23 protein-coding genes are annotated in these 22,311 nt (G+C 32.8%); 13 read left to right on the top strand and 10 right to left on the bottom strand.

Annotated elements, in window-relative coordinates; all coding sequences use genetic code 11:
- Positions 1-54 precede the first annotated feature (54 nt).
- Positions 55-738, bottom strand: coding sequence for a Lipl32 family lipoprotein (locus AX016_RS00705; protein ID WP_100893767.1), 684 nt, complete (start codon positions 736-738; stop codon positions 55-57).
- A gap of 203 nt (positions 739-941) precedes the next feature.
- On the opposite strand from AX016_RS00705, the gene AX016_RS00700 reads away from it, so the two are divergent.
- From AX016_RS00700 to AX016_RS00685, 4 genes are all read left to right on the top strand, one after another.
- Positions 942-1,919, top strand: coding sequence for a polyprenyl synthetase family protein (locus AX016_RS00700; protein WP_100893766.1), 978 nt, complete (start codon positions 942-944; stop codon positions 1,917-1,919).
- A gap of 111 nt (positions 1,920-2,030) precedes the next feature.
- Complete coding sequence (locus AX016_RS00695) at positions 2,031-2,600, top strand: RNA polymerase sigma factor (RefSeq protein ID WP_100893765.1); 570 nt, start codon at positions 2,031-2,033, stop codon at positions 2,598-2,600.
- Positions 2,601-2,612: 12 nt separating this feature from the next.
- Entirely contained in the window at positions 2,613-3,368 is a 756-nt protein-coding gene (locus tag AX016_RS00690) for a hypothetical protein (RefSeq protein WP_100893764.1), read from the top strand.
- 100 nt (positions 3,369-3,468) lie between these two features.
- Positions 3,469-4,533, top strand: coding sequence for a hypothetical protein (locus AX016_RS00685; protein ID WP_100893763.1), 1,065 nt, complete (start codon positions 3,469-3,471; stop codon positions 4,531-4,533).
- A 161-nt stretch (positions 4,534-4,694) separates the two neighbouring features.
- Here AX016_RS00685 and AX016_RS00680 read toward each other — a convergent pair whose 3' ends face one another.
- The gene (locus AX016_RS00680) at positions 4,695-5,120 is read right to left on the bottom strand and encodes a hypothetical protein (protein WP_100893762.1); all 426 of its coding nucleotides are present in this window, start codon (positions 5,118-5,120) and stop codon (positions 4,695-4,697) included.
- A gap of 208 nt (positions 5,121-5,328) precedes the next feature.
- Between AX016_RS00680 and dnaG the strand changes: the two genes are divergently transcribed.
- Complete coding sequence (dnaG, locus tag AX016_RS00675) at positions 5,329-7,302, top strand: DNA primase (RefSeq protein ID WP_100893761.1); 1,974 nt, start codon at positions 5,329-5,331, stop codon at positions 7,300-7,302.
- Between the two features lie 22 nt (positions 7,303-7,324).
- On the opposite strand, the gene AX016_RS00670 is transcribed toward dnaG, so the two are convergent.
- The 3 genes from AX016_RS00670 to nadE all read right to left on the bottom strand — a co-directional run bounded on the left by AX016_RS00670 (position 7,325) and on the right by nadE (position 10,187).
- Positions 7,325-8,431, bottom strand: a complete 1,107-nt coding sequence (locus AX016_RS00670; protein WP_100896774.1) for an MBL fold metallo-hydrolase — start codon at positions 8,429-8,431, stop codon at positions 7,325-7,327.
- A gap of 167 nt (positions 8,432-8,598) precedes the next feature.
- The gene (locus AX016_RS00665; RefSeq protein WP_013621571.1) at positions 8,599-9,228 is read right to left on the bottom strand and encodes a response regulator; all 630 of its coding nucleotides are present in this window, start codon (positions 9,226-9,228) and stop codon (positions 8,599-8,601) included.
- 170 nt (positions 9,229-9,398) lie between these two features.
- Positions 9,399-10,187, bottom strand: coding sequence for an NAD(+) synthase (gene nadE / locus AX016_RS00660; protein ID WP_100893760.1), 789 nt, complete (start codon positions 10,185-10,187; stop codon positions 9,399-9,401).
- 96 nt (positions 10,188-10,283) lie between these two features.
- On the opposite strand from nadE, the gene gldB reads away from it, so the two are divergent.
- Together gldB and gldC are read left to right on the top strand one after the other, a co-directional pair.
- Positions 10,284-11,249, top strand: a complete 966-nt coding sequence (gene gldB / locus AX016_RS00655) for a gliding motility lipoprotein GldB (RefSeq protein WP_100893759.1) — start codon at positions 10,284-10,286, stop codon at positions 11,247-11,249.
- A complete protein-coding gene (gene gldC, locus AX016_RS00650) occupies positions 11,250-11,588 on the top strand; it encodes a gliding motility protein GldC (protein WP_100893758.1) in 339 nt (112 codons plus the stop codon).
- 75 nt (positions 11,589-11,663) lie between these two features.
- Here gldC and AX016_RS00645 read toward each other — a convergent pair whose 3' ends face one another.
- The 3 genes from AX016_RS00645 to AX016_RS00635 all read right to left on the bottom strand — a co-directional run bounded on the left by AX016_RS00645 (position 11,664) and on the right by AX016_RS00635 (position 15,036).
- Positions 11,664-12,239, bottom strand: coding sequence for a type 1 periplasmic binding fold superfamily protein (locus tag AX016_RS00645; RefSeq protein WP_100893757.1), 576 nt, complete (start codon positions 12,237-12,239; stop codon positions 11,664-11,666).
- A gap of 20 nt (positions 12,240-12,259) precedes the next feature.
- Positions 12,260-14,656, bottom strand: a complete 2,397-nt coding sequence (locus AX016_RS00640) for a TonB-dependent receptor (RefSeq protein WP_100893756.1) — start codon at positions 14,654-14,656, stop codon at positions 12,260-12,262.
- Positions 14,657-14,724: 68 nt separating this feature from the next.
- Positions 14,725-15,036: a hypothetical protein gene (locus AX016_RS00635; RefSeq protein WP_157811047.1), complete on the bottom strand. Its 312-nt coding sequence runs from the start codon at positions 15,034-15,036 to the stop codon at positions 14,725-14,727.
- Between the two features lie 124 nt (positions 15,037-15,160).
- Between AX016_RS00635 and AX016_RS00630 the strand changes: the two genes are divergently transcribed.
- Positions 15,161-15,523, top strand: a complete 363-nt coding sequence (locus AX016_RS00630; protein WP_100893754.1) for a GTPase — start codon at positions 15,161-15,163, stop codon at positions 15,521-15,523.
- A 2-nt stretch (positions 15,524-15,525) separates the two neighbouring features.
- Here the strand turns inward: AX016_RS00630 and yihA are convergent, their stop codons facing one another.
- Both yihA and AX016_RS00620 read right to left on the bottom strand, forming a co-directional pair.
- Positions 15,526-16,146, bottom strand: coding sequence for a ribosome biogenesis GTP-binding protein YihA/YsxC (yihA, locus tag AX016_RS00625; protein ID WP_100893753.1), 621 nt, complete (start codon positions 16,144-16,146; stop codon positions 15,526-15,528).
- Between the two features lie 24 nt (positions 16,147-16,170).
- Positions 16,171-16,935 (bottom strand): alpha/beta fold hydrolase, encoded by a 765-nt coding sequence (locus AX016_RS00620; RefSeq protein WP_100893752.1) that lies wholly within the window; start codon positions 16,933-16,935, stop codon positions 16,171-16,173.
- A 239-nt stretch (positions 16,936-17,174) separates the two neighbouring features.
- Here AX016_RS00620 and mraZ point away from each other — a divergent pair, with 239 nt between their 5' ends.
- The 5 genes from mraZ to AX016_RS00595 are packed head-to-tail and all read left to right on the top strand — an operon-like array spanning position 17,175 to position 22,305.
- Positions 17,175-17,639: a division/cell wall cluster transcriptional repressor MraZ gene (mraZ, locus tag AX016_RS00615; protein ID WP_100893751.1), complete on the top strand. Its 465-nt coding sequence runs from the start codon at positions 17,175-17,177 to the stop codon at positions 17,637-17,639.
- Positions 17,626-18,522, top strand: coding sequence for a 16S rRNA (cytosine(1402)-N(4))-methyltransferase RsmH (rsmH, locus tag AX016_RS00610; protein ID WP_100893750.1), 897 nt, complete (start codon positions 17,626-17,628; stop codon positions 18,520-18,522). The genes mraZ and rsmH overlap by 14 nt, the downstream gene beginning before the upstream one ends.
- On the top strand, positions 18,522-18,839 hold the full coding sequence (locus AX016_RS00605) for an FtsL-like putative cell division protein (protein WP_100893749.1): 318 nt from the start codon (positions 18,522-18,524) through the stop codon (positions 18,837-18,839). The genes rsmH and AX016_RS00605 overlap by 1 nt, the downstream gene beginning before the upstream one ends.
- Complete coding sequence (locus AX016_RS00600; RefSeq protein WP_100893748.1) at positions 18,839-20,845, top strand: penicillin-binding protein; 2,007 nt, start codon at positions 18,839-18,841, stop codon at positions 20,843-20,845. Before AX016_RS00605 ends, AX016_RS00600 begins: the two co-directional genes overlap by 1 nt.
- Positions 20,842-22,305 (top strand): UDP-N-acetylmuramoyl-L-alanyl-D-glutamate--2,6-diaminopimelate ligase, encoded by a 1,464-nt coding sequence (locus tag AX016_RS00595; protein WP_100893747.1) that lies wholly within the window; start codon positions 20,842-20,844, stop codon positions 22,303-22,305. Before AX016_RS00600 ends, AX016_RS00595 begins: the two co-directional genes overlap by 4 nt.
- Positions 22,306-22,311 lie beyond the last annotated feature (6 nt).

Genomic DNA, 22,311 nt, shown 5'->3' with positions numbered 1-22,311 from the left:
TGAAATAAATCACCTGCCTTTTTCTAAAAAAACACATTAACCACAATGTTCTTTTTATTTCATTTGAGCTTTTAACTCATCTATAGTTTTTGCCATAACAACTCCTGGTATTTTTATTGGAGCAGCAACTTCGGCTAAAAATGTTCCTTTAACTTCACCTCTTTTGTAAGTTGTAAAACCAACTCTGTATAAACCAGCAGTTAATGCTTTTGTAGGGTTGCTCATTTCACTTTTGTAACGTAACAAAGAGTTGTAGCTGCTACCACTTGGTTGCTTAGGTAATTCAGATGTATCATCATTAGATGCTAAAGTAACCCAGTTAGCGCTTTTAGCTCCTTCTGTAGTAACTTTATCAGCAGAAACAATATCAGATCTTTCTAAAGTAATGTATGTGTCAAAAAAGTCTTTTGTAGAAGCGTGCTCATCAAAATCTGCAGATTTAACAGCATTTTTAATTTTATCACCATTTGCAGGCGAAACCATTCTTACTCCTAATTCTGGAGCAGCTAAAGGTACCCAAACGTATATGTAGTAAAACTTTTTATTGTCTTTAACTTCATCTTCATTACCTGGAGATGCATAACCTAAGTAGCTAATATTATCTGTGTAAGGAACTTTAATTGTTTTTGGTCCTATTTTCTTCTCAACAGAACTTCCAAATTTTTTAAGTTTTTGAGCATTTACAATTGCGCTACAGCTAAAAAGTAACATTGCTGCTACAAATAGATTTTTTTTCATCTTAGTGTGATTTTTAAAATTGTTATTGTTAATAATTATATGGCAAAGATGAAGCTATTTTTATGATTAAATAGACCTTTTTGTAGGGAAAGTTTTACCCCTGTTTTCAGGGGTAGCCCATTATATTACTAAAATGTAAAACATAGCTTATGAATATAATATTTTAATTACTTTTACCTTTCCAAATTTAACTAATTGCCTTTTTGAAAATAGTAGCACAAATAAAGGACCCAGTAAACAAAGAAATGGAGCTTTTTGAAAAAAAGTTTCACGAATCTATGTCTTCTAAAGTGGCCTTACTTAACAGAATTACATACTATATTGTAAACAGAAAAGGAAAGCAAATGCGGCCAATGTTTGTGTTTTTAACAGCAAAATTGGTTTCTGGTGGCAAAGTAAACGAACGTACTTACCGTGGAGCATCTGTTATAGAGTTAATACATACAGCTACTTTGGTACATGATGATGTTGTAGATGATAGTAACAAGCGTCGTGGTTTTTTCTCTGTAAATGCACTTTGGAAAAATAAAATTGCAGTACTTGTTGGCGATTTTTTACTGTCTAAAGGATTGTTGCTTTCTATTGATAATGGTGATTTTGACCTTCTTAAAATTATTTCAGTAGCTGTACGCGAAATGAGTGAAGGTGAGTTGTTGCAAATTGAAAAAGCACGTAAACTAGATATTACCGAAGATATTTACTACGAAATAATTAGACAAAAAACAGCTACACTTATTGCGGCTTGCTGTAGTTTAGGAGCTTGTTCTGTAAATCCAGATTCTGATGATGTAGAAACATTTAGGAAATTTGGAGAACTAATAGGTATGGCTTTTCAAATAAAAGATGATTTGTTTGATTATGGAGAAGAGGCAATTGGTAAGCCTACGGGGATAGATATTAAGGAGCAGAAAATGACGCTTCCTTTAATTTATACACTAAATAACTGCACAAAAAAAGAGAAAAACTGGTTAATAAACTCAGTTAAAAAACATAATAAAGACAAAAAACGAGTTAAAGAGGTAATTAATTTTGTGAAAGATAGTGGTGGTTTAGCTTATGCTGAAGAGAAAATGATGTCTTTTAAAACCGAAGCTCTTGCTTTATTAAGTAAATATCCAGAGTCCGATTATAAAAGTTCGCTAGAACTAATGGTAAATTACGTAGTAGATAGAAAAAAATAACAATTTTATTTGCTTGATATTCAATTCGTTGTAGTTTATTTTAAAATAAATTTATTTTCTGGGCAACGTTACAGTAATGTTTGTTGTCTATACTTATAGAACACCATCACTGTGAAAATTATTAAACTTTACAATAACGAGAATACGCTTATTAAAAAAGCAGCTGCTGCAGACAGGGAGGCGCAAGAGCGTTTGTATAATAAATACGCTCCTAAAATGCTAGGGGTATGTAGGCAATACATAAAAGATCTGCAATTTGCAGAAGATGTTATGGTAAGTGCATTTTTAAAAGTATTTAAGTACTTAGATACTTTTAAGTTTGAAGGTAGTTTTGAAGGATGGGTTCGTAAAATTATGGTTAGGGAGAGTATTACTTTTTTACGTAAAAAACAGCATATAGTTTTTGATGATGAAGTTTATGAGCGCTCTGCACCAAAGCACATTACTAGCACACCAGATTTAGATGTAGAACAAGTACAGTTGCTAATAGATGCTTTGCCAGAAGGCTATAAAATAGTTTTTGTAATGTATGCAATAGAAGGGTATAAACATTCAGAAATTGCAGAGCAGTTGCATATTTCAGAAAACACATCTAGATCTCAATTGTTTAAAGCTAGGAAAATGCTGCAAGAGAAATTAGAAAAAATTAAAGAATCAGATTCATTAACAATAGAGTCTTAAAAAAATAAAACAATGGCACCTTTAAAATTTGAAGAACATTTAAAAGATAAGCTACAAGATCGGGAGATTCAACCATCTAAAAATGCGTGGTCTAAAATAGCTGTAGGTCTAGAAAATAAGCCTGAAAAACGTAAAAATAACAAATCTGCATATTTTGCAATAGCAGCGTGTTTAATAGGCTTATTAATAGCATCTGTTTGGTTTTTTAATACGCCTACATCTAGTAACAGTAAGCCGCAAGTGGTAGGTACAGATAAAGTAGATGATAGTAAAAAATCAATTTTAAAAACTAATGCACCTTTTAAAGAAGAGAATACAACTGTTGTAGCATCTAAAGAGATAACTATAAAAGAAGAGAAAAACACTATAATTAAGCAGAATACAAAAATTGAAACTCCAGAGAATCAATTTAAAAGAACTGAACAGGTAGAGATAGTTGCAAATGAAAAAACGAATAAACAATTAAAAGTTAACCAGCCACAGAAAACAATTATAGATGCAAGGCTAAATGTTGTAATGGAGAAACTAGCCTTGCTAGAGGAAAATAATATTGCAGTTACAGATGCAGAAGTAGACTCTTTACTACGTAATGCGCAACAAGAAATTTTAGCAGAAAAAGCAATTAAAGCAGGTATGTCTGTAGACGCTATGGCCTTACTAATAGAAGCAGAAAGTGAATTAGATGTAAGCTTTAGAGATAAAATTTTTGACAACCTTAAAAGGCGTTACCTTAAATTAAAAACTGCGGTAGCCGCACGTACTAACTAACAAATAAACATTCATCAATCAGAGTTTTATATTTTCTTCTAGCTTATTGTGTTTGCAATATGCTAGGGGAATAGTAAAACACATCTAAAATTTAATTATTATGAAAAAAACAACACATTACATTTTATTAATTATAGCAGTTTTTTGTGTGCAACTATCATTTGCTCAAGAACAAATTAAATCTAAAATAGATCTATTGTTAAAAGAAAAAGAACAAATTAGATTGTATGAAAAAGAGGCACTAAAAACAGAAATAGAAGCTATAACTAAGCGTTTAGAGAAAAATGAAATAACAGCACAACAGGCGCAAAATTTAAAAACTGAGGCAGCAAAAAATAGAGCTTTAAATATAGAGAATAGGGTTGCTATTATAGATAATAAAATATCATTATTAGAGCGTAATGGTACAGATAAGCTTGCTTCATTAGATTCATTATCAACCAAGGTAGAGGTAGATGTTTTTGATATCAAATTTAACGACAAATCTATTTTTTACAGTGAAACTAAAAAACAAGAAGTTAAGTATGATGTTAGAACCGTGTCTGAACTTGTATTGGCTGTTGGATTAAACAATGCAATTATAGACGGACAATCTTTAGATGATTCTCCTTATAAAATAGGTGGTAGTCGTTTTTTTGAAATGGGAATTAATTGGAGAACTAGACTGTTTAAAAACTCTAATGCAGTCCGTTTAAATTATGGTTTCTCTTTTCAGTTTAACGGACTTAAGTTAGATGATAACTTATACTTTGTAGAGAATGGTAACCAAACAGAACTGCAGGAGTTTGAGTATGATTTAGACAAATCAAAACTTAGAATGGATAACTTGGTATTTCCTGTGCATTTTGAGTTTGGACCATCTAGAAAAGAAGAAACAGAAGAAAAAATGCGTTATTATTTAGACAATAAATTTAGAATTGGTATTGGTGCCTATGGCGGATTTAATATAGGAACACGTCAAAAATTAAAATACAAAGAGAACGGCAAAAAAGTAAAAGATAAGTTTAAAAGAGATTACAACACATCAGACCTTATTTATGGTTTAAGTGCATATGCAGGCTTTGGTGATACAACATTATATGTTAAGTATGATCTTAATCCTATTTTTAAAGATGCTTTAGTAGACCAACATAATATTTCTTTAGGATTGCGTTTTGATCTTTAATTATTTGTAGAAAACAGAAAAATCCTAAGTAAGTAACTTAGGATTTTTTTTTATTGTTTCGATTTGTAAAAATAAAGAACCTTGAGCAAGTAAAAACTACGGAGACAATTTAAACTAGTCAAGATTCTTTTCCTTATCAACCAAATAAGTATCGTTTGTTATTAGGCTACTACAAATAAGAATGATGAAACAATCATCCAAGCTCCAAGTATAAGACCTACTAAACCTAATTTCCCTTGCTTAGGTGCAATTTTAGCTCTTAATTCTTCTGCTTTTTCTTTTGCAGCTTCGTTTTTAGATAGTACATACTTGTTTATCAATCCAAAACCTAACATAAATCCTAAGGCAGCAGTAACAATGTTTCCTACTAAATAAGTTATCCATAGTATTGGCCAAGTACTTAACCAGCCAATAGTTAAAATAGCACTAACAATTCCCCAAATTCCCCAGAAACAAAACACCATTCCAATCCATCCTTGGTAAGGCTCTATTTTTGCAAGTAATTCTTTCGCATTTGGTTTTTTAGAAAGTAGTAAAGACGGTACAGCTAAAATGCTTAATAATATTAAAGAAATTCCCCAACTCATAATTTTAATTTTTTTTAGATTAATTTTTGATTACTTAATTTTGATGTTACAAAGGTGCGGCCATTATAGAGTTTAAATTACCCCTTGGCTAGCCAAAATACACACCCTGAAAACAGGGGTGTATGCAAAAAACACTTATTTTAGATTAGTTTATTTTTTGCCAGTTTTGTTCATTATATTTACCCTCTTATTTAAAATTTACTAAAAATTGATTTCTAAATCTACTATAGACCAAGTTTATGAAACTTCTCGTTTAGAGGAGGTTATTGGCGATTTTGTACAGTTAAAAAAATCAGGAACTAACTTTAAAGGGTTAAGTCCGTTTACAGATGAGCGCTCACCAAGTTTTATGGTTTCTCCTGTAAAACAAATTTGGAAAGATTTTAGTAGTGGTAAAGGAGGTAATGTAGTTGCATTTTTAATGGAGCACGAGCATTTTACCTACCCTGAAGCTATAAAGTACTTGGCTAAAAAGTATAATATAGAGATTGAAGAGACTGAGCGTACAGATGAGCAAAAAGAACAGGCCAATGAAAAGGAGAGTATGTACTTGGTGTCTGAGTATGCTCAAAAATACTTTGAAGAAGTATTATGGGAACGTGAGTTGGGTAAGGCTATTGGTTTAAGTTACTTTAAAGAACGTGGCTTTACAGATGAAACAATAAAAAAGTTTGGTCTTGGTTATTGTTTAGATCAGTGGGATTCTTTTACCAATACAGCTTTAGAAAAAAAATATAAGTTAGAGTATTTAGAGAAGACAGGTTTAACAATTGTTAAGCAGCAAGAGGGTAAAGAGGCTCGTAAGTTTGATAGATTTAAAGGGCGTGTTATGTTCCCTATACAGTCTATGAGCGGTAGAGTTCTTGGTTTTGGGGGGCGTATTTTAACTAATGATAAAAAAGCAGCTAAGTATTTAAACTCTCCAGAGAGTGATATTTACCATAAGAGTAAAGTACTTTACGGTATCTACCACGCCAAGCAAGAAATTGCAAAAGAAGATAATTGTTATTTAGTAGAAGGCTATACAGATGTTATACAGTTTCATCAAAGAGGTATACAAAACGTTGTAGCGTCTAGTGGTACTGCGCTTACACCAGACCAAATTAGATTAGTAAATAGGCTTACAAAAAACATAACTGTTTTGTTTGATGGTGATGCTGCTGGTTTACGTGCATCATTGCGTGGTATAGATTTGATTCTTGAGCAGGGTATGAATGTTAGAGTTTGTACTTTTCCTGAAGGAGAAGATCCAGATAGTTTCTCTAAAAACAACTCTTTAGAAGAAGTACTTAAGTATTTAGAGAGTAACTCTAAAGATTTTATACAGTTTAAAGCTTCTTTATTAATTAAAGAAACTGCTAACGACCCTATTAAAAAAGCAGAAACTGTACGCGATATTGTAAATAGTATTTCTAAAATTCCTGACCGAATTAAAAAAGAAATTTATATACAAGAGTGTGCTCAGTTAATGAACATTTCAGAGTCTGTACTTTTTAATACGTTAGCACAGATTGGTAAAAAAGAAGATGCAGATGTTGCTAAGCAAAAAAAGCAAGAGCAGAAACCTTTTCAGGTAGTTAAAAATGAACCTGTACAAGAAAAATTAGATGTACAGTATGTTTTAGAAAAGAAAATAATTGAATTGCTTTTATTGTATGGTGATACTACACAGCAGTTTGATGATTTGCTACTAAAAGAAGATGAAAAAGGAGATCTTATTTTAGAGAAAGAAACTGTTGAGGCTCGTGTTTTTGAGAAGATTTATTTAGACTTACAAGAAGATGAAATAGAACTTACTAATGCAAGGTTTAAAGATATTTATTATAAATTGATTGAAAACTTAAATGAAAAAGAACATTTTGAGGCTAACAAGTTTATTGGAGGCTTAAATCAAGATTTGGTTTCAGAGATTTCATCCATACTAATGGATGAAGAAAAATACATTTTGCATGATTGGGGACGTAAAGAAATTTACCCTAAGGCAAAAGATGTAGGTATTGGTCAATTAGTAAGTGAAACTATTTTAACACTACGTTGCTATTTGATAAAAAAGAGAATAGGGGAGCTACAACAACAAACCCAGAATCCAAGCACAGATAATTCTGAAGTTTTACAAGAAATAATGAATTACCTAAACTTAAATTCTTTACTAGGTAAAAAATTAGCCAGAGTACTTTCTTAATTAAATGAGTTTATAATTATTTTTAATATTTCTCCCACCAATTAGTGCTTTTGTTTATAGAGTCTTTTACTATAATTTCATCACCAATTTCTGGAGTTAGCACCTCTAAGTTTAATTCTAGAGCTTTTGCTTTAACGCGTACAATAGGATCTGTCCAGCTATGTAAAGCTAATTTAAAGCCAGCCCAGTGTATAGGAACAATTTTTTTAGCTTGCACATCTACGCCTGCTTGAGCTGTTTCTTCGGGCATCATATGTATGTCTGCCCACATTTGGTTGTATTGTCCGCATTCCATTAAAGCAATATCAAACGGGCCATATATGTTGCCTATTTCTTTAAAGTGTGGTGCGTAACCACTATCTCCACTAAAGTAAATGTTATCTTCTTTAGATTGTATAACCCAAGAACTCCAAAGTGTGCTTTGCCCGTTGTTAAACTTACGGCCAGAGAAATGTTGCGCAGGTGTGCAAACAAAAGTTAAGTTGTTTAACTTAGTATCTTGCCACCAATCTAGCTCTGTTATTTTTGTTGTTGGCACGCCCCAGGCTTCTAGGTGTACACCAACTCCTAATGGTACATAAAAGTGTTGTGCCTTATCTTTAATTTTTATTACTGTCTCATAATCTAGATGATCATAATGATCGTGAGAAAAAAGAACAGCATCAATTTTATTTAATTTTTCTAGAGCTAAAGGAAATTCACTGTTAAATCTATTAGCCCCCAAGAGTGAGTGTGGTGCTGCAACTTTACCTAACATTGGATCTAATAGTATGTTTTTGCCATCAATTTGTAATAAAAATGATGAATGACCATACCATATTAAACGAGTACCTTTTTTATAATTAGCAACATTGGTTGAGTCTATTTTGTGTACAGTTAAGTCTTTTTGGGGTCTTCCGTTTTTAACTTTAGTCGTAAAAAATTTATAGGCTAATGATAGAGTTTCAGAGAAGCTCAGCTCTTTAGGTACGGGTAAGGTGTTGTTAAATTTATTGTTTTTATATTGCTTAGATTTTTGGTATGTAGTTTTTCGTTCTTTACTAACATCACCGCCAAAACTTGGATAAAAATTTGTAAATATAAAGTAGGTAGCCACTAAAAGGCTTAGTATTATTAGAATTGTAATCATTATTTTTCTAAATATTTTTTTTAGCATTTTAGAACCTAAATTGTTTTCTAGGTACAAATTTATGCAAATTACCTTAAGTTAAATACTAATTGTGTTATGACAAATAAGTAAATAAAAAAAGCCAGCTTATAGCTGGCTTTTTTTATTAGATCTAGTAATTTAGTTTACTAAAAAATATCTAATGCTTTTGCTTGTTGTAATAAGTCTACCATATTATCTACGTTTAATTTTTTCATTAAACGAGCTTTGTAAGTGCTAATGGTTTTTTCATTTAAGCCAAGACCTAATGCAACATCTTTATTTCTTTTTCCGCTAGCAAGCATTTTTAAAACTTCTATCTCTCTTGTAGATAGTTTTCTAAATAATCTTCTAGGTTTTTGTGTGCCTTCATCAAAAGCTAGTCTTTGCGCTAGTTCGTTAGTGATAAACATTTTTCCATCACTAATTTTTTCTAATGCAGCTACTATATAATCTAAATCTGCGTTTTTAGATAAGTATCCTTGCGCACCAGCTCTAATAGAGCTAATAGCATAAACATCCTCAGACTGTCCACTGTACATAAGTACTTTTACGTCTGGATGATTCTTCTTCATTTTTCTTAAACAAGCAATCCCGTTAATTTCAGGGAAATCCATCTCTAACATTAAGATATCTGGAGTTTCATTTTCCAGCTTCTCAAAAAGTTCTGATGAAGTTCTAGCAGTGCCAATAACTTTAAAGCCCGTCTCTATACTCAACATCTGCGTAATGCCCACTTGCACAACAGGGTGACTATCTGCAATAAATACTGTTTTCATTTTTTTTGGTTTTAATTAAATTTAAGCATAACCTGTCAATGTTAAATTTATTCTGACAAGTGATGTAAGGTTAAATTGTATGTTTGTTCAACAAAAATGGAACTTTTTTGTTAGAATTTACTATTATTTAACTTTTTTTCGTTTTACAATACATAATCTGCGATGACTGACTATTTTAAGTCATTTGGAATCTCACAAACTGGTATTGGATTCATCTTGTGCTGGTTAGCACTGTTTAGTTTTTTGTATAAAATAAAGACTTCTTGTTGTCTTCCTGTAAAATTATCTTTTGTGTTTCCTTTAGCGTCTTCTATCATTGCCCACTCTAGCTCCGGGTATGATGCTCCAATCTGATCTTCATCAGTTCTGTCATCTCCCCATAGACCGTCTGTAGGTGCAGCATTAATAATGTCAGAGTTAATGCCAGCTACTTTTGCTATATCATATACTTCACTTTTCATTAAATCTGCAATAGGACTTAAGTCAACTCCGCCATCTCCGTATTTAGTGTAAAACCCTACGCCAAAGTCTTCAACTTTATTACCTGTGCCTGCAACTAAGTAGCCGTTTAATCCTGCAAAGTAATACAAAGTTGTCATTCTTAACCTTGCTCTTGCGTTTGCTAAAGATAAAAATCTATCTTCCTCATTAGCTACATTTGGTAACGTGTCTATAAAGCTGTCAAATACAGGTGTTAAATTAACTTGTTCTCTTTTTACATTGGCAAAATTGTTTTGTAACCAGTCTATGTGTTTGCTAGCTCTGGTAACTTGACTTTCTGCTTGGTGTATAGGCATTTCTAAGCAAAGTAACTCTAATCCTGTTTTGGCACACAACGTAGATGTAACGGCAGAATCTATTCCGCCAGATATACCTATTACAAATCCTTTAATGTTTGCTTTTGTTGCATAATCCTTAAGCCAATTAACAATATGGTCTGTTACTTTTTCTGTTTGCATAGAATTCCTTTATTACGTTGAAAACTGTTAACTTTGTATCCTGTAAAAATAAACTGTAACAGTTAAATATTAAAATGTTACTGTAATTACTTTTAAATGAAACAACCATTTTATATACTTTTTTTTGTTTTTGCCTTTTTTGTAGGCTGTAAACAAGAATCTAAAGAAGAAAAACAGATAGCTAAAGTTAATGTAACACTAGATGTTGCTAGGTTTGATAGGGAAATAGCTGATGCAAAACCAGCTGATATTCCTGTATTAAAGGAAAAGTACCCCTACTTATTTCCTGCACAATATCCAGATAGTTTATGGGTCGAGAAATTAAGAGATACATTACAAATTTCTTTGTTAAAAGAAGTTAATATTGCTTTTGGCGATTTTAAAAAAGAGGAACAAGACTTAAGGTTATTTTACCAACACGTAAAATATTACTTTCCTGAAGAAGTAGAACCTAAGGTAATTACGGTTATTTCTGATGTTAATTATGCTAGTCCTGTTATACTAACAAATAAGCTTTTGCTGTTGGGTTTGGATAATTACTTAGGTGCTGATCATAAATTTTACCAAGGACTACAAAATTATATTGCTGAAGGTTTAAGTAAAAAATATTTAATTACAGATGTGGCTAATGCTTTTGCTAAAAAAGTTGTGCCTTATCCTGCAAGAGATAGAACTTTTTTGGCGCAATTGGTCTATTATGGTAAAGAGTTATATGTAAAAGATAAGTTAATACCTTTTGTGACAGATGCAGAAAAAATAAAGTATAGTGAGGAAGATTTAGATTGGGCCTTTGCAAATGAAGAACCAATTTGGCGTAATTTTATAGAAAATCAATACTTGTATAGTACAGATAAGGATTTAAATAAGCGTTTTTTGGATCCGGCTCCTTTCTCTAAGTTTCAGTTGGAGTTAGATATTGAGTCGCCAGGAAGATTAGGGCGCTTTTTGGGTTGGCAAATTGTACGTTCTTTTATGAATAATAATGAGGTGACTTTACAGCAAATGTTGAGCTTGCCTGCTGAAGAAATTTTTAAAAAATCTAATTATAAACCACAAAGATAAATGTCAAAAATACATACATCAGAAATTAAGTTAACTGTTGGTCTAGATGAAAACAGAGTGCCAGAGACCTTAAACTGGTCTGCACAGGACGGAGGAATAGAGAATGAAGAAGCAAAAGCAATGCTTTTATCTGTATGGGATAGTAAAAACCAAGAATCTTTAAAAATAGACTTATGGACTAAAGATATGCCTGTAGATGAAATGAAAGTATTTTTTCATCAAACCTTAGTATCTATGTCTGATACTTTTTTAAAGGCTACACAAGACGAAAAAATGACTGCTACAATGAAAGACTTTTGCGAATATTTTGCAGATAAGCTAGAGCTTAAAAAAGACTAGCATTATTTAAGTTATTATAATTAAAAAACTCCCAGAGAAATCTGGGAGTTTTTAGTTTTAAATTTTAAGAGTAAATTACTCTACAGTTAGAGAAAAGGTTTGCTCTACATCTGTTGCTCCAGCTGCATCTGCTAAAGTACCATCATTTGGTTTTTTAGGCTCGTGTCTTAAAGTTACGCCTAATGTACCATTGCCAGCATCTCCTGTAGTAAGTGTAAACGTTATGCCTACAGGGTTGCCATCTTCATCCATGTCTGTGTATTCTGTACTGCTAATAGCACCAGATACAGTGTAAAAGAATTGGTGTTCGTCATCTTCTTCTTCAACTTCTAAAGTAATGTCTTCAGCAGGGCTTTCAGTTTCATTTAATAAGGTAATAGTAGCGTTGTAGGTTGTGTTAGCGGCTAATTGCTCAACATCAACTACAGGAGCGTTAGGTCCGTCACTACCATCATCATCTTTAGATATTAGGGTAAGTGTTGTTCCTTCTGCTTCCGGTGTAAGTTTTACTATTATTGTTGTTATTACTTCTTCTTCATTTTGTTCTTCTGGAGCGTCGTCGTCATCAGAACATGAAATTAAAGCAATACTAGAGAATGCAATTAAACTTGCTTTTCTAATGTTTTTAAAAATTGTGTTTCTTTTAATCATTTTTATCAATTGTTTAAGTGTTAGTAATTAAATTTTAATCTAAGTATAAAAGACCTTCCTAAATCGTCTGTAAAATAACGTTGTCTATTAAGGTAGTCTCTATATTCTGTATCTAATAAATTGTTTATGCCTAGACCAACAGTTAGTGCTTTGCTGTTTTTTAAGTTAAACTTCATTTCTGTGTCTAATTTTAATAGGTGGTAAGCATCTGGTGCAGTGTTTATATTTAGTTCCACTTCTTGGTCTTGCTGTGGTGAGTAAACCATAATATTGTCAGGATATTCGTTTTGACGAAAAACATACTCGCTCTGTAGTCCAATAGTAAAGTTATGCCACTCTTGTTTTGTAAATGCAATTCCATTTTGTAAACGTGCAGAAGGGATGTTAATTAAAGCAGTGTTGCTAGACCTGTCTACACCTTTAACTATAGAAAATTTATGATCTGTTCTCCAGTTATCTGTCCAATTATTATAGATAGATGCATCTACACCAAGCATACGTGCATCTGTTTGTCTGTATTCCCATACAGGAAATGCTCCTCGTAAAGAGAATTCTACTCCTGTTGGCTCTATAAAAATAAAGTCATTAATTAAATTTAAGTAAGGTTCAATCCCGTAGCCCCACGTGTATGTGTTTTTTCCTAGGCTTGCGGATACTCTGTGTGATGTTTCACTTTTTATACGTAAATCTCCTAATTCAATTCGGGCAGCCGAATGATGAAGACCATCGCTAAATAATTCAGCTGGATTTGGAGCGCGTTGCGCTAATGTATAATTAAATCTAAATTGATTTTCATTGCTGAACTTATGTTTTAGGCCAGCAGATGCAGAAAAATTATGGTAGTTAAATTTAGGGTTTACTAAAAGCTGAGTGCCACGATCGCTAACAACTATATCGCTATAATCTTCATCATAACCTCGTTCTTCCCATCTAGATGTTATGTAAAATTTTTGAGCATCAATTTTACTGTAATCGTACCTAATACCGGCATCTAGAGTAGTGGCATCAGAAAGTTTATATTCAGTAGTTGCAAAAACTCCAAAATCTACTTTTTCGTAGTCAGGAATTAAACGACGTACACCAGTTTTTGGATCAGGAAAATTTTCTTGATATCTACCTACAATTCCAAATGAAAACTTTTGCTTTTCAAAAGCGTCAATATTTATATCTGCAGCTAGTGTTTGTGTTGTGAGCTTAAGATCTAAAGAGGCTTTTCCCTTGTCGTCACCAACACGTATATCATACTCAAATCTATGATTTTGTTGTATGTCATATTGTACATTTAGTTTTCCTATGCCTTCAAAACGCTTATAGTACTTAAGTTTTCCTAAATGGTGTTTCACACTTTGTCTAGGTTCTTTAATATTATAGGTAAAGCTGCTTATTTTGCTTGGCTCATCACTATTAATAGCGGTTATTAGATCGTCTACATTGCCTATGTGAGATGCACTTAAAATACCAATGTTTGTATCAAAGTACGAGTAAAAGGCATTCCAGCCACTCTCAAAACCAAGTTTTCCAAAATCTATGCTAGCGCCAAATTGAGAAACTCCTGTGTTAGATAAAATGTAATCTGGAGCTTCTGCATCACCTAATTTTTTATAAGATGCTTGTCCTTTAATGTAAAAACCATTTTCATATGCTTTTGTAAGTTCGGTAGAAATGTTTCCGCCTCTGCCGTTAGATACTCCATTTAATAATGTTTTACCGTAAATAGTGTCTTTTTTAGGAATTCTATTCTGCCCAAGTAAAATAACTCCTCCTATGGCATCACCACCATATTGTAGTGCAGCAGCTCCTTTAACAATGGTTACTTTGTTGGTAGCATTAATATCTATGTTTGGGGCGTGTTCTGCACCCCATTCCATATCTTGCATACGTGTGCCATTATTAATTATAAGTATGCGGCTACCACTTAGACCTTGTATTATTGGCTTTACAATGTTAGAACCTGTATTTAAGCTAGATACTCCGTTTATTTGTTTAAGTGCATCACCTAAGTTACTACTTCCAAAACGTTCTAATTGTTCTGTTTTTAAAATTTTCTCTTGAGCAGAATTTGTTTCGGTAATAGTAGATCCTGTAACCTTAACTTCATTTAACTGTTCTAAATGATGTTCTAAAGTTATTTTTTTGTGGGTGTTTCCATTAATTTCTACTGTAATAAAACGAGTAGTGCATTCTGGATGAGAAATTTCTAACTCTAAAGTACCGTTACAGAGGTTTGTTAAGGTGAATTTTCCAAATTCATCTGTGTAAACTTGTTTTTTGTTTCCTCTTACTTGTATAATAGCGTCTGTCAAAGGTGTTTTGTCATGAAAATCTATCACTTCTCCTAAAAGAATGTTAGAGCAGTCTTGAGCAAATAAAAAGGACTGAGACACTAAAATACATAGTATTGTTAGCGTGTAGCGCATAATAATGTATTGTTGTGTAAATGATAATAATCTTCTAAAAATATTTAAGAAGATAAAAACGAGGGTAATTAAACTGTGGGAGGTGGTTTGTTTAAATAGGAAGACGTAGCTATATTTTTAACCTGTGGCTGCTTGTAATCTGTATAAAAACTAGCATTTACTTTTGTAAAAATATAAGGCGTCTGTATTGTGGTGTAACCATAATCAAGAAAAGAGGTCTGGTTGTTTGTGTAAATAAAATCACATTGCTCACAATGTATTATAGAATCACTATGATCATCAGAGTGGTAAGCTAGTGTATGTATGTTTTGAGATCCTAGTAATAGGAACCCAATCATTACAAGGCTAAAAACCGATAATGTAATTTTATTGAAAATCATAGCTTGTGCGAATGTACCTTTTTTTATTTTGTGAAGAAAATTGTTGTCATTAAAATTAACAAAACATTAGTTGTTTAGCACTGTAAGCATAGTTTTAAGTTAAGACTAATTAAAAAAGTAAATTATGAATACTAAAGTTATATTTATCTATAATGCAAATTCGGGTCTGGGTAACTCTATGTTAGACAGTGCACATAAAATATTTAGTCCATCTACTTATAATTGTAATTTGTGTGATATTACTTTTGGTGTGTTTACAGAAAATACTGTTTGGAAAAAGTTTAGAAAAGAAACTGATTTAGAATTTGTGTTTTTGCACAAAGATGAATTTGAAGCTATGTATAAAGGTACTAATATCGTAAATACAAGTTTACCTATTATTTTAAAAGAGGAAGGTGGTAAGTTAAATAGTTTTATTTCAACAAAAGAGTTAAACGCTTTTGGTGAGGCAGAAGATTTAATAAAGGCAATAAAGTCTAAAGTGTAATTTTATTTTTTTGCAGTAGCTGCGTAAAAGTTTTCGTTTATACCACCTATATATTCTAGTACGTCTTCTCTTCCAAGGTTGTTAGATGATGATGTAATAAAATATTGTGGGGCATCTTCCCAAATACCTTCTAGTAAGGCATTAATATAGTTGTCTGCTTGCTTTTGTATTACTTGGGGTTTTAGTTTATCGGCCTTTGTAAAAATTAATGCAAACGGTATTTGATTTACGCCCATCCACTCTAAAAATTCTAAGTCTACTTTTTGTGGTTCGTGTCGTATATCAACTAAAACAAAGGCACAAACAAGTTGTACTCTTTCTTTAAAGTAATCTGTAATGTATTTTTGAAAAGTTTTCTTTTCCTTTTTAGAAACACGTGCATATCCATAGCCTGGTAAATCTACTAAAAACCAATTTTCATTAATTTTAAAGTGATTTATAAGTTGTGTTTTTCCGGGTCTTCCAGATGTTTTTGCTAAGCTTTTCTTTTGCATTAGCATATTTATTAAAGAAGATTTTCCAACATTAGATCTACCAATAAAGGCGTACTCAGGTATAGGGTCTGTTGGGCAAGACCTTACGTTGGAGTTACTCATTACAAAGCTGGCAGATTTTATTTTCAAGATAGTATTTTTAAAGAGTTAAGCTTACAAATTTCGCTTTTGTAGCCAGTTGTCTAATATGGTATTAAATTCATCAGGATGCTCCATCATTGGTGCATGACCACATTTTTCAATCCAATACAAATCAGAGTCTGGTAATAATTTTTTAAAGTCATCTGCAACATCTGGTGGTGTTACAGTGTCATCTTTACCCCAAATAATACAAGTAGGAGTGTGCATATTTGGTAAGTCCTTAGCCATATTGTGTCTAATGGCACTTTTAGCAATGGCTAATGTTTTTACAAGTTTAATACGGTCGTTAACTGTTGCAAAAACTTCATCTACTATTTCTTTAGTTGCTACCTCTGGATCATAAAAAACATCCTGTGCTTTTTTCTTTATAAAGTCGTAATCACCTCTTCTTGGGTAGCCATCACCCATAGCACTTTCGTAAAGTCCAGAGCTTCCTGTTATAACTAGTGCTTTAACAGTGTCTGGGTATAATTTTGTATGTAATAAACCAATGTGTCCGCCTAAAGAATTTCCTAACAAAATAACGTCTGTTAGTCCTTTGTGAGTAATAAATTCTTGAACAAATTTGGCAAAACTTTTTACAGTAGTTTTTAGTAAAGGCTTGTCATAAATGGGTAATTCTGGTACTAAAACTTTGTACCCTTTTGCAGGAAAATGTTCCATAACACCTTGAAAATTACTCAATCCACCCATTAATCCGTGTAAAATAATTAGTGGTGTTCCCTCCCCAATCTCTATATATCTGTATTTGCCTTCTGTAATAATCTTTTCTTCCATTAATAGGATAGCTCTTATGCTATTAAGTAGCAAATATAGGCATTTCCGCAAAAAGAATCGTCATTCTTTTTTGTAGATAAATTTAGATTTCTACCACCACATTACATCCTGTTTTTTAGGTTGTTAGTCTAAAAGTGGCACTTTGGGTGGGGAAACTTATTAACAATGTGGTATTTAGTGGTAAATTGTGGTATTATTTTTTATCTTTGATATCAGTTTTAAAATTCAGCTGATTTTAAATGGTAAACTTCATAGGAACATACGAGTGCAAAGCAGACGTTAAGGGTAGGGTCATGGTACCTTCTGCTCTTAAGGGTCAGATGGCCAGTGTTCTAAACAAAGGTTTTGTTATAAAACGTTCTGTTTTTCAACCTTGTTTAGAGTTGTATCCTATGGAAGAATGGAATCTTCTTATGGAGAAGATGAACAAGAAAAACCGCTTTAAAAAGAAGAATAACGACTTTATACGTCGTTTTTCTGCAGGGGTTAAGATTGTAGAGTTAGATGCTACAGGGCGTCTATTAATTCCAAAAAATTTAGTCGAAATAGCAAATATTACCAAAGAAGTGGTGTTGAGTTCTGCTATTAATATTATTGAAATTTGGGATAAGGATAGTTATGAAAAAGTAATTGAGGAAGACGCAGAGAATTTTGCGGATTTGGCAGAAGAAGTAATGGGAGGTGAAGAAGATGAGTTATCATAATCCAGTTTTATTAAAGGAGTCTGTAGACGGACTTAATATTAAGGAAGACGGAGTGTACGTAGATGTAACCTTTGGTGGTGGCGGGCATTCTAAAGAAATATTAAGTAGGCTAGGGCAAAAAGGTAGGTTAGTTGGTTTTGACCAAGATGAAGATGCGCTTGCTAATGTTTTAGATGATGATAGATTTTTATTGATAAACGAAAATTTTAGATATATAAGACAGTTTTTAAAATTCCACGGCATACGTAAGGTTGATGGAATATTGGGTGATTTTGGAGTTTCTTCTCATCAATTTGATAAGGCAGAAAGAGGGTTTTCTACTCGTTTTGATGCTGACTTGGATATGAGAATGAGTCAGAAGAATACTGTTTCTGCTTATGATGTGGTAAATACCTATGCTTATGATGATTTGAGAAAAGTATTGTTTCAGTATGGCGATTTAAGAAACGCAAATGCTATGGCAAATACAATTATAGATCATAGAGAAGATGGTGGAATAAAAACTACAGATGAACTAAAGCAGGTTTTAAAAAAGTACTTACCAGCATTTAAAGAGCATAAAATTTTAGCTCAAATTTACCAAGCTATACGTATAGAGGTTAATCAGGAAATTCAGGTTATTAAGGAGTTTTTAGAGCAAACTAATGATTTGTTAGAAGTTGGCGGTAGGTTAAGTTTAATTAGTTATCACTCTTTAGAGGATAGGTTGGTTAAAAGATATATAAGAGCTGGTCAGTTTGAAGGTGAGCCAGAAAAAGATTTTTACGGTAATATAGATGTTCCGTTTAAAAAGGTTGGTGGATTAATTGTACCGTCTAAAGAAGAAATTGCTTTGAATAACAGAGCAAGAAGTGCAAAATTAAGAATTGCAGAGCGTAAGTAATGAGAAAAGGATTGTTAGACATATTAAAAGGTAAGTTTTTAGTGAGCGGTGACGCTCCTAAAAATTGGATGTTTATCCTTTTTGCGGCTTTTTTAGCTGCTTTAATGATTGCTAGTGCGCATAGTGCAGATGCAAAAGTGCATAGAATTGCGGCTTTAAGTGAAGAGGTAAAAGAGTTACGTAGTCAGTTTTTAGATGGACGTTCTAATTTACAAGAGTTAAAGCTAGAGTCTTCAATTGTTGAAGAGGTGAAAAAAAGAGATTTATATCCGTCAGAGACTCCTCCAAAAAAAATAAGAGTAATACCTGTTAAGTAGTGGCTACATCAGAAAAAAACATATTAACTCGTTTGTATATAGTTGCAGGCTTTCTGTTTCTGTTTGCTATTGCAGTGGCTGTAAAGCTAATTAGCATACAGGTAGTAGACGGTGATAAGTACCGTAAGTTGGCTATGGAGCGTACAGAGCGTGTTTTTGTTATAGAGCCAAATAGAGGTAATTTAATTTCTGATGATGGTAGTTTGTTGGCTACATCTGTTTCTAAATATACAATTAGGTTTGATGCGGTAACGGTTCGTAATTCAGATTTTAATGATAATATAAAACCGTTGTCTGATGCTTTGGGTAAAATGTTTCAGAAACCGTCATCTTATTATCAGCAATTATTAAGAAAAGCAAGGTCTAATAAAAATAGGTATAAGCTTATTGCTCGTAACTTAGATTATTCGGATTATATAAAAATTAAAAAGTTTCCTCTTTTTGAAAAAGGTCCAAATAGAGGAGGTCTTATAGTGGAGCAAAAAACAGTACGTGAACATCCTTTAGGTAAAATAGCAGAGCGTAGTGTAGGTTATGAGCGTGTAGATGAAGAGGGACACTATACTAGAGTTGGTTTAGAAGGTGCTTTTGGAGAGTATTTACGTGGAGAAGAAGGAAGAAGGTTAAAGCAAAAAATTGCAAAAGGGCAATGGAAACCTATTGGTCCGGATAATGATGTGGAACCAAAAGACGGGTATGATGTTGTTTCTACAATAGATATTAATATACAGGATATAGCCCACCACGCTTTATTAGGGCAATTGGAAAAATACAATGCAGATCATGGTTGTGTAATTGTAATGGAAGTTGCTACTGGTGAGGTAAAAGCAATATCTAACTTGGGGCGTACTAAAAACAATACGTATTATGAACGCCTTAATTATGCGGTAGGAGAATCTTCTGAGCCTGGATCTACATTTAAGTTAGTGTCTATGGTGGCAGCGTTAGAAGATAAAATTATAGATACAAGTACTGTTGTTGATACAGAAAATGGTCGTTGGAAAATTTACGATAGAACTGTACGTGATTCTAAATGGGGTGGTTATGGTAAAATTTCTTTTGGAAAAGCGTTTGAGTATTCTTCTAACACGGCTTTTGCAAAGGTTATACATAATGGATATAAAAATAATCCAGAAAAATTTGTAGATCGTTTAATGGAGATGAACTTAAATAGAGATTTAGGTTTGCCTATTAAGGGAGAGGGAAAACCGGTTATTAGATATCCTGGTGATAAAGGTTGGTCTGGTATTTCTTTAGCATGGATGTCTCACGGGTATGAGGTGTCTTTAACGCCCTTACAAACACTAACTTTTTACAATGCCATTGCTAATGGTGGTGAAATGGTTAGGCCAAGATTAATAAAAGAGGTTAAAGAGTGGAATAAGACTATTTATAAATTTGATAAAGAGGTTATAAATCCGTCTATATGTTCTAAGGAAACAGTTAAAAAAGTACAGGCCTTGTTAAAAAATGTGGTAGAAAGTAAAAAAGGTACAGGTCATAAACTGTATTCTCCTAATTTTTCTATGGCGGGTAAAACAGGTACTGCGCAAAAAAACTACGTGGCTAAAGATCCAAATAAGTTGCAGTACATATCATCTTTTGCAGGTTATTTTCCGGCAGACGAGCCAAAGTATTCTTGCATTGTAGTTGTGCATGACCCGGATAAAAAAGCAGGCTTTTATGGTGCAGATGTTGCCGGACCAGTTTTTAAATCGGTTGCACATAAAATATATGCAACATCGCCAAAAACAGATATAGTAAAAGGTTTAGCTGTAACTAGTAAATCTTTAGATGGTAATTATGAAGCATATTATAAAAGTGTGCAAAAAAAATATAGTACCGTGCCTAATGTTAAGGGGATGAGCGGTATGGATGCAGTATCTCTTTTAGAGAATATGGGTATAAAAGTAGATGTAAAAGGAAACGGAAAAGTAAAAGCACAATCTGTGTCTCAGGGAACAGCTGTAAGCGGAGTGTCTAAAATAACGTTAGAATTATTGTGAAATTATTAAAAGACATATTATACGGTGTAGGTATTGTTGCAGTAAACGGTACAACAGATACTATGGTAAATGCCATATGCTTTGACTCTAGAAAAGTTGGGTTAGACGATGTGTTTGTTGCTGTAAAAGGTACACTTGTAGATGGTCATGACTATATTACTACAGCTCTAAACGCTGGCGCAAATACTATTGTATGTGAAACTATGCCAAAAGATTTGGTTAATGGTATTGCGTATGTACAGGTTAAAAATGGTAATTCTGCTTTGGCTGTAATGGCTTCTAATTTTTATGGTACTCCATCTAAAAATTTAAGACTTGTTGGTGTAACTGGTACAAATGGTAAAACCACTATTAGTAGCTTGTTGTATCAGTTATTTAAAAAAGCAGGTTATAAGGTAGGCTTGTTGTCAACTATTAAAATAATGATAGATGATAAAGAGGTTAAGACTACGCATACTACACCAGATGCGTTAACAATAAATAAGTCTTTGGCAGAAATGAGTGAAGCCGGAGTTGAGTTTTGCTTTATGGAAGTGAGCTCTCACGGAATTCATCAAAAAAGAATAGAAGGTTTGGTCTTTGAGGGTGCAATATTTACCAACTTATCACATGATCATTTAGATTATCATAAAACTTTTGCAGAATACAGAGACACTAAAAAATTATTGTTTGATGGTTTGCCAAAAACCGCTTGGGCACTAACAAATATAGATGATAAAAATGGTGCTGTTATGTTGCAAAATACAAAGGCAAAAAAACAGACATACGCATTAAAAACATACGCAGATTTTAGGGCTCAAATATTAGAAAATCAGTTTAGCGGACAATTACTAAAGATTGATGATAATGAGCTTTGGTCTAAGTTAATAGGAGATTTTAATGCTTACAATATGCTTGCGATATATGCAACTGCACAATTGTTAGGGTTAGAAAAAATGGAAATTCTACGTCTTTTGAGTGAGTTAGAGAATGTAGACGGAAGGTTTCAATATTACATATCTAGTAAAAATATTACTGCCATAGTAGATTATGCTCATACACCGGATGCTTTAAAAAATGTACTGAACACTATCAATGCATTGAGGACAGGAAATGAAGACGTCATCACCGTTGTGGGGTGTGGTGGCGACAGAGACAAGTCAAAACGTCCGGTTATGGGTCATATTGCTTCAGAGATGAGCACTAAGGTTGTTTTTACATCAGATAACCCTAGAACAGAATCTTCATCAGAAATACTAAAAGAAATAGAAGCTGGTGTAGAGGCGCAAAATACACGTAAAGTTTTAACTATTGAAAATAGAGAGCAGGCTATTAAAACTGCTTGTCAGTTGGCGCAACCAAAAGACATTATTTTAATAGCAGGTAAAGGTCATGAAACATACCAAGAAACAAATGGTGTGCGCATAGATTTTGATGATTATAAAATTGTAAAAGAAATACTAACCGGTTTAGAAAAATAAAAAGCT

This window comes from Cellulophaga sp. RHA19 (assembly GCF_002813425.1).
Lineage (GTDB): Bacteria > Bacteroidota > Bacteroidia > Flavobacteriales > Flavobacteriaceae > Cellulophaga.
This window is presented reverse-complemented; position numbering and strand designations above follow the sequence as displayed.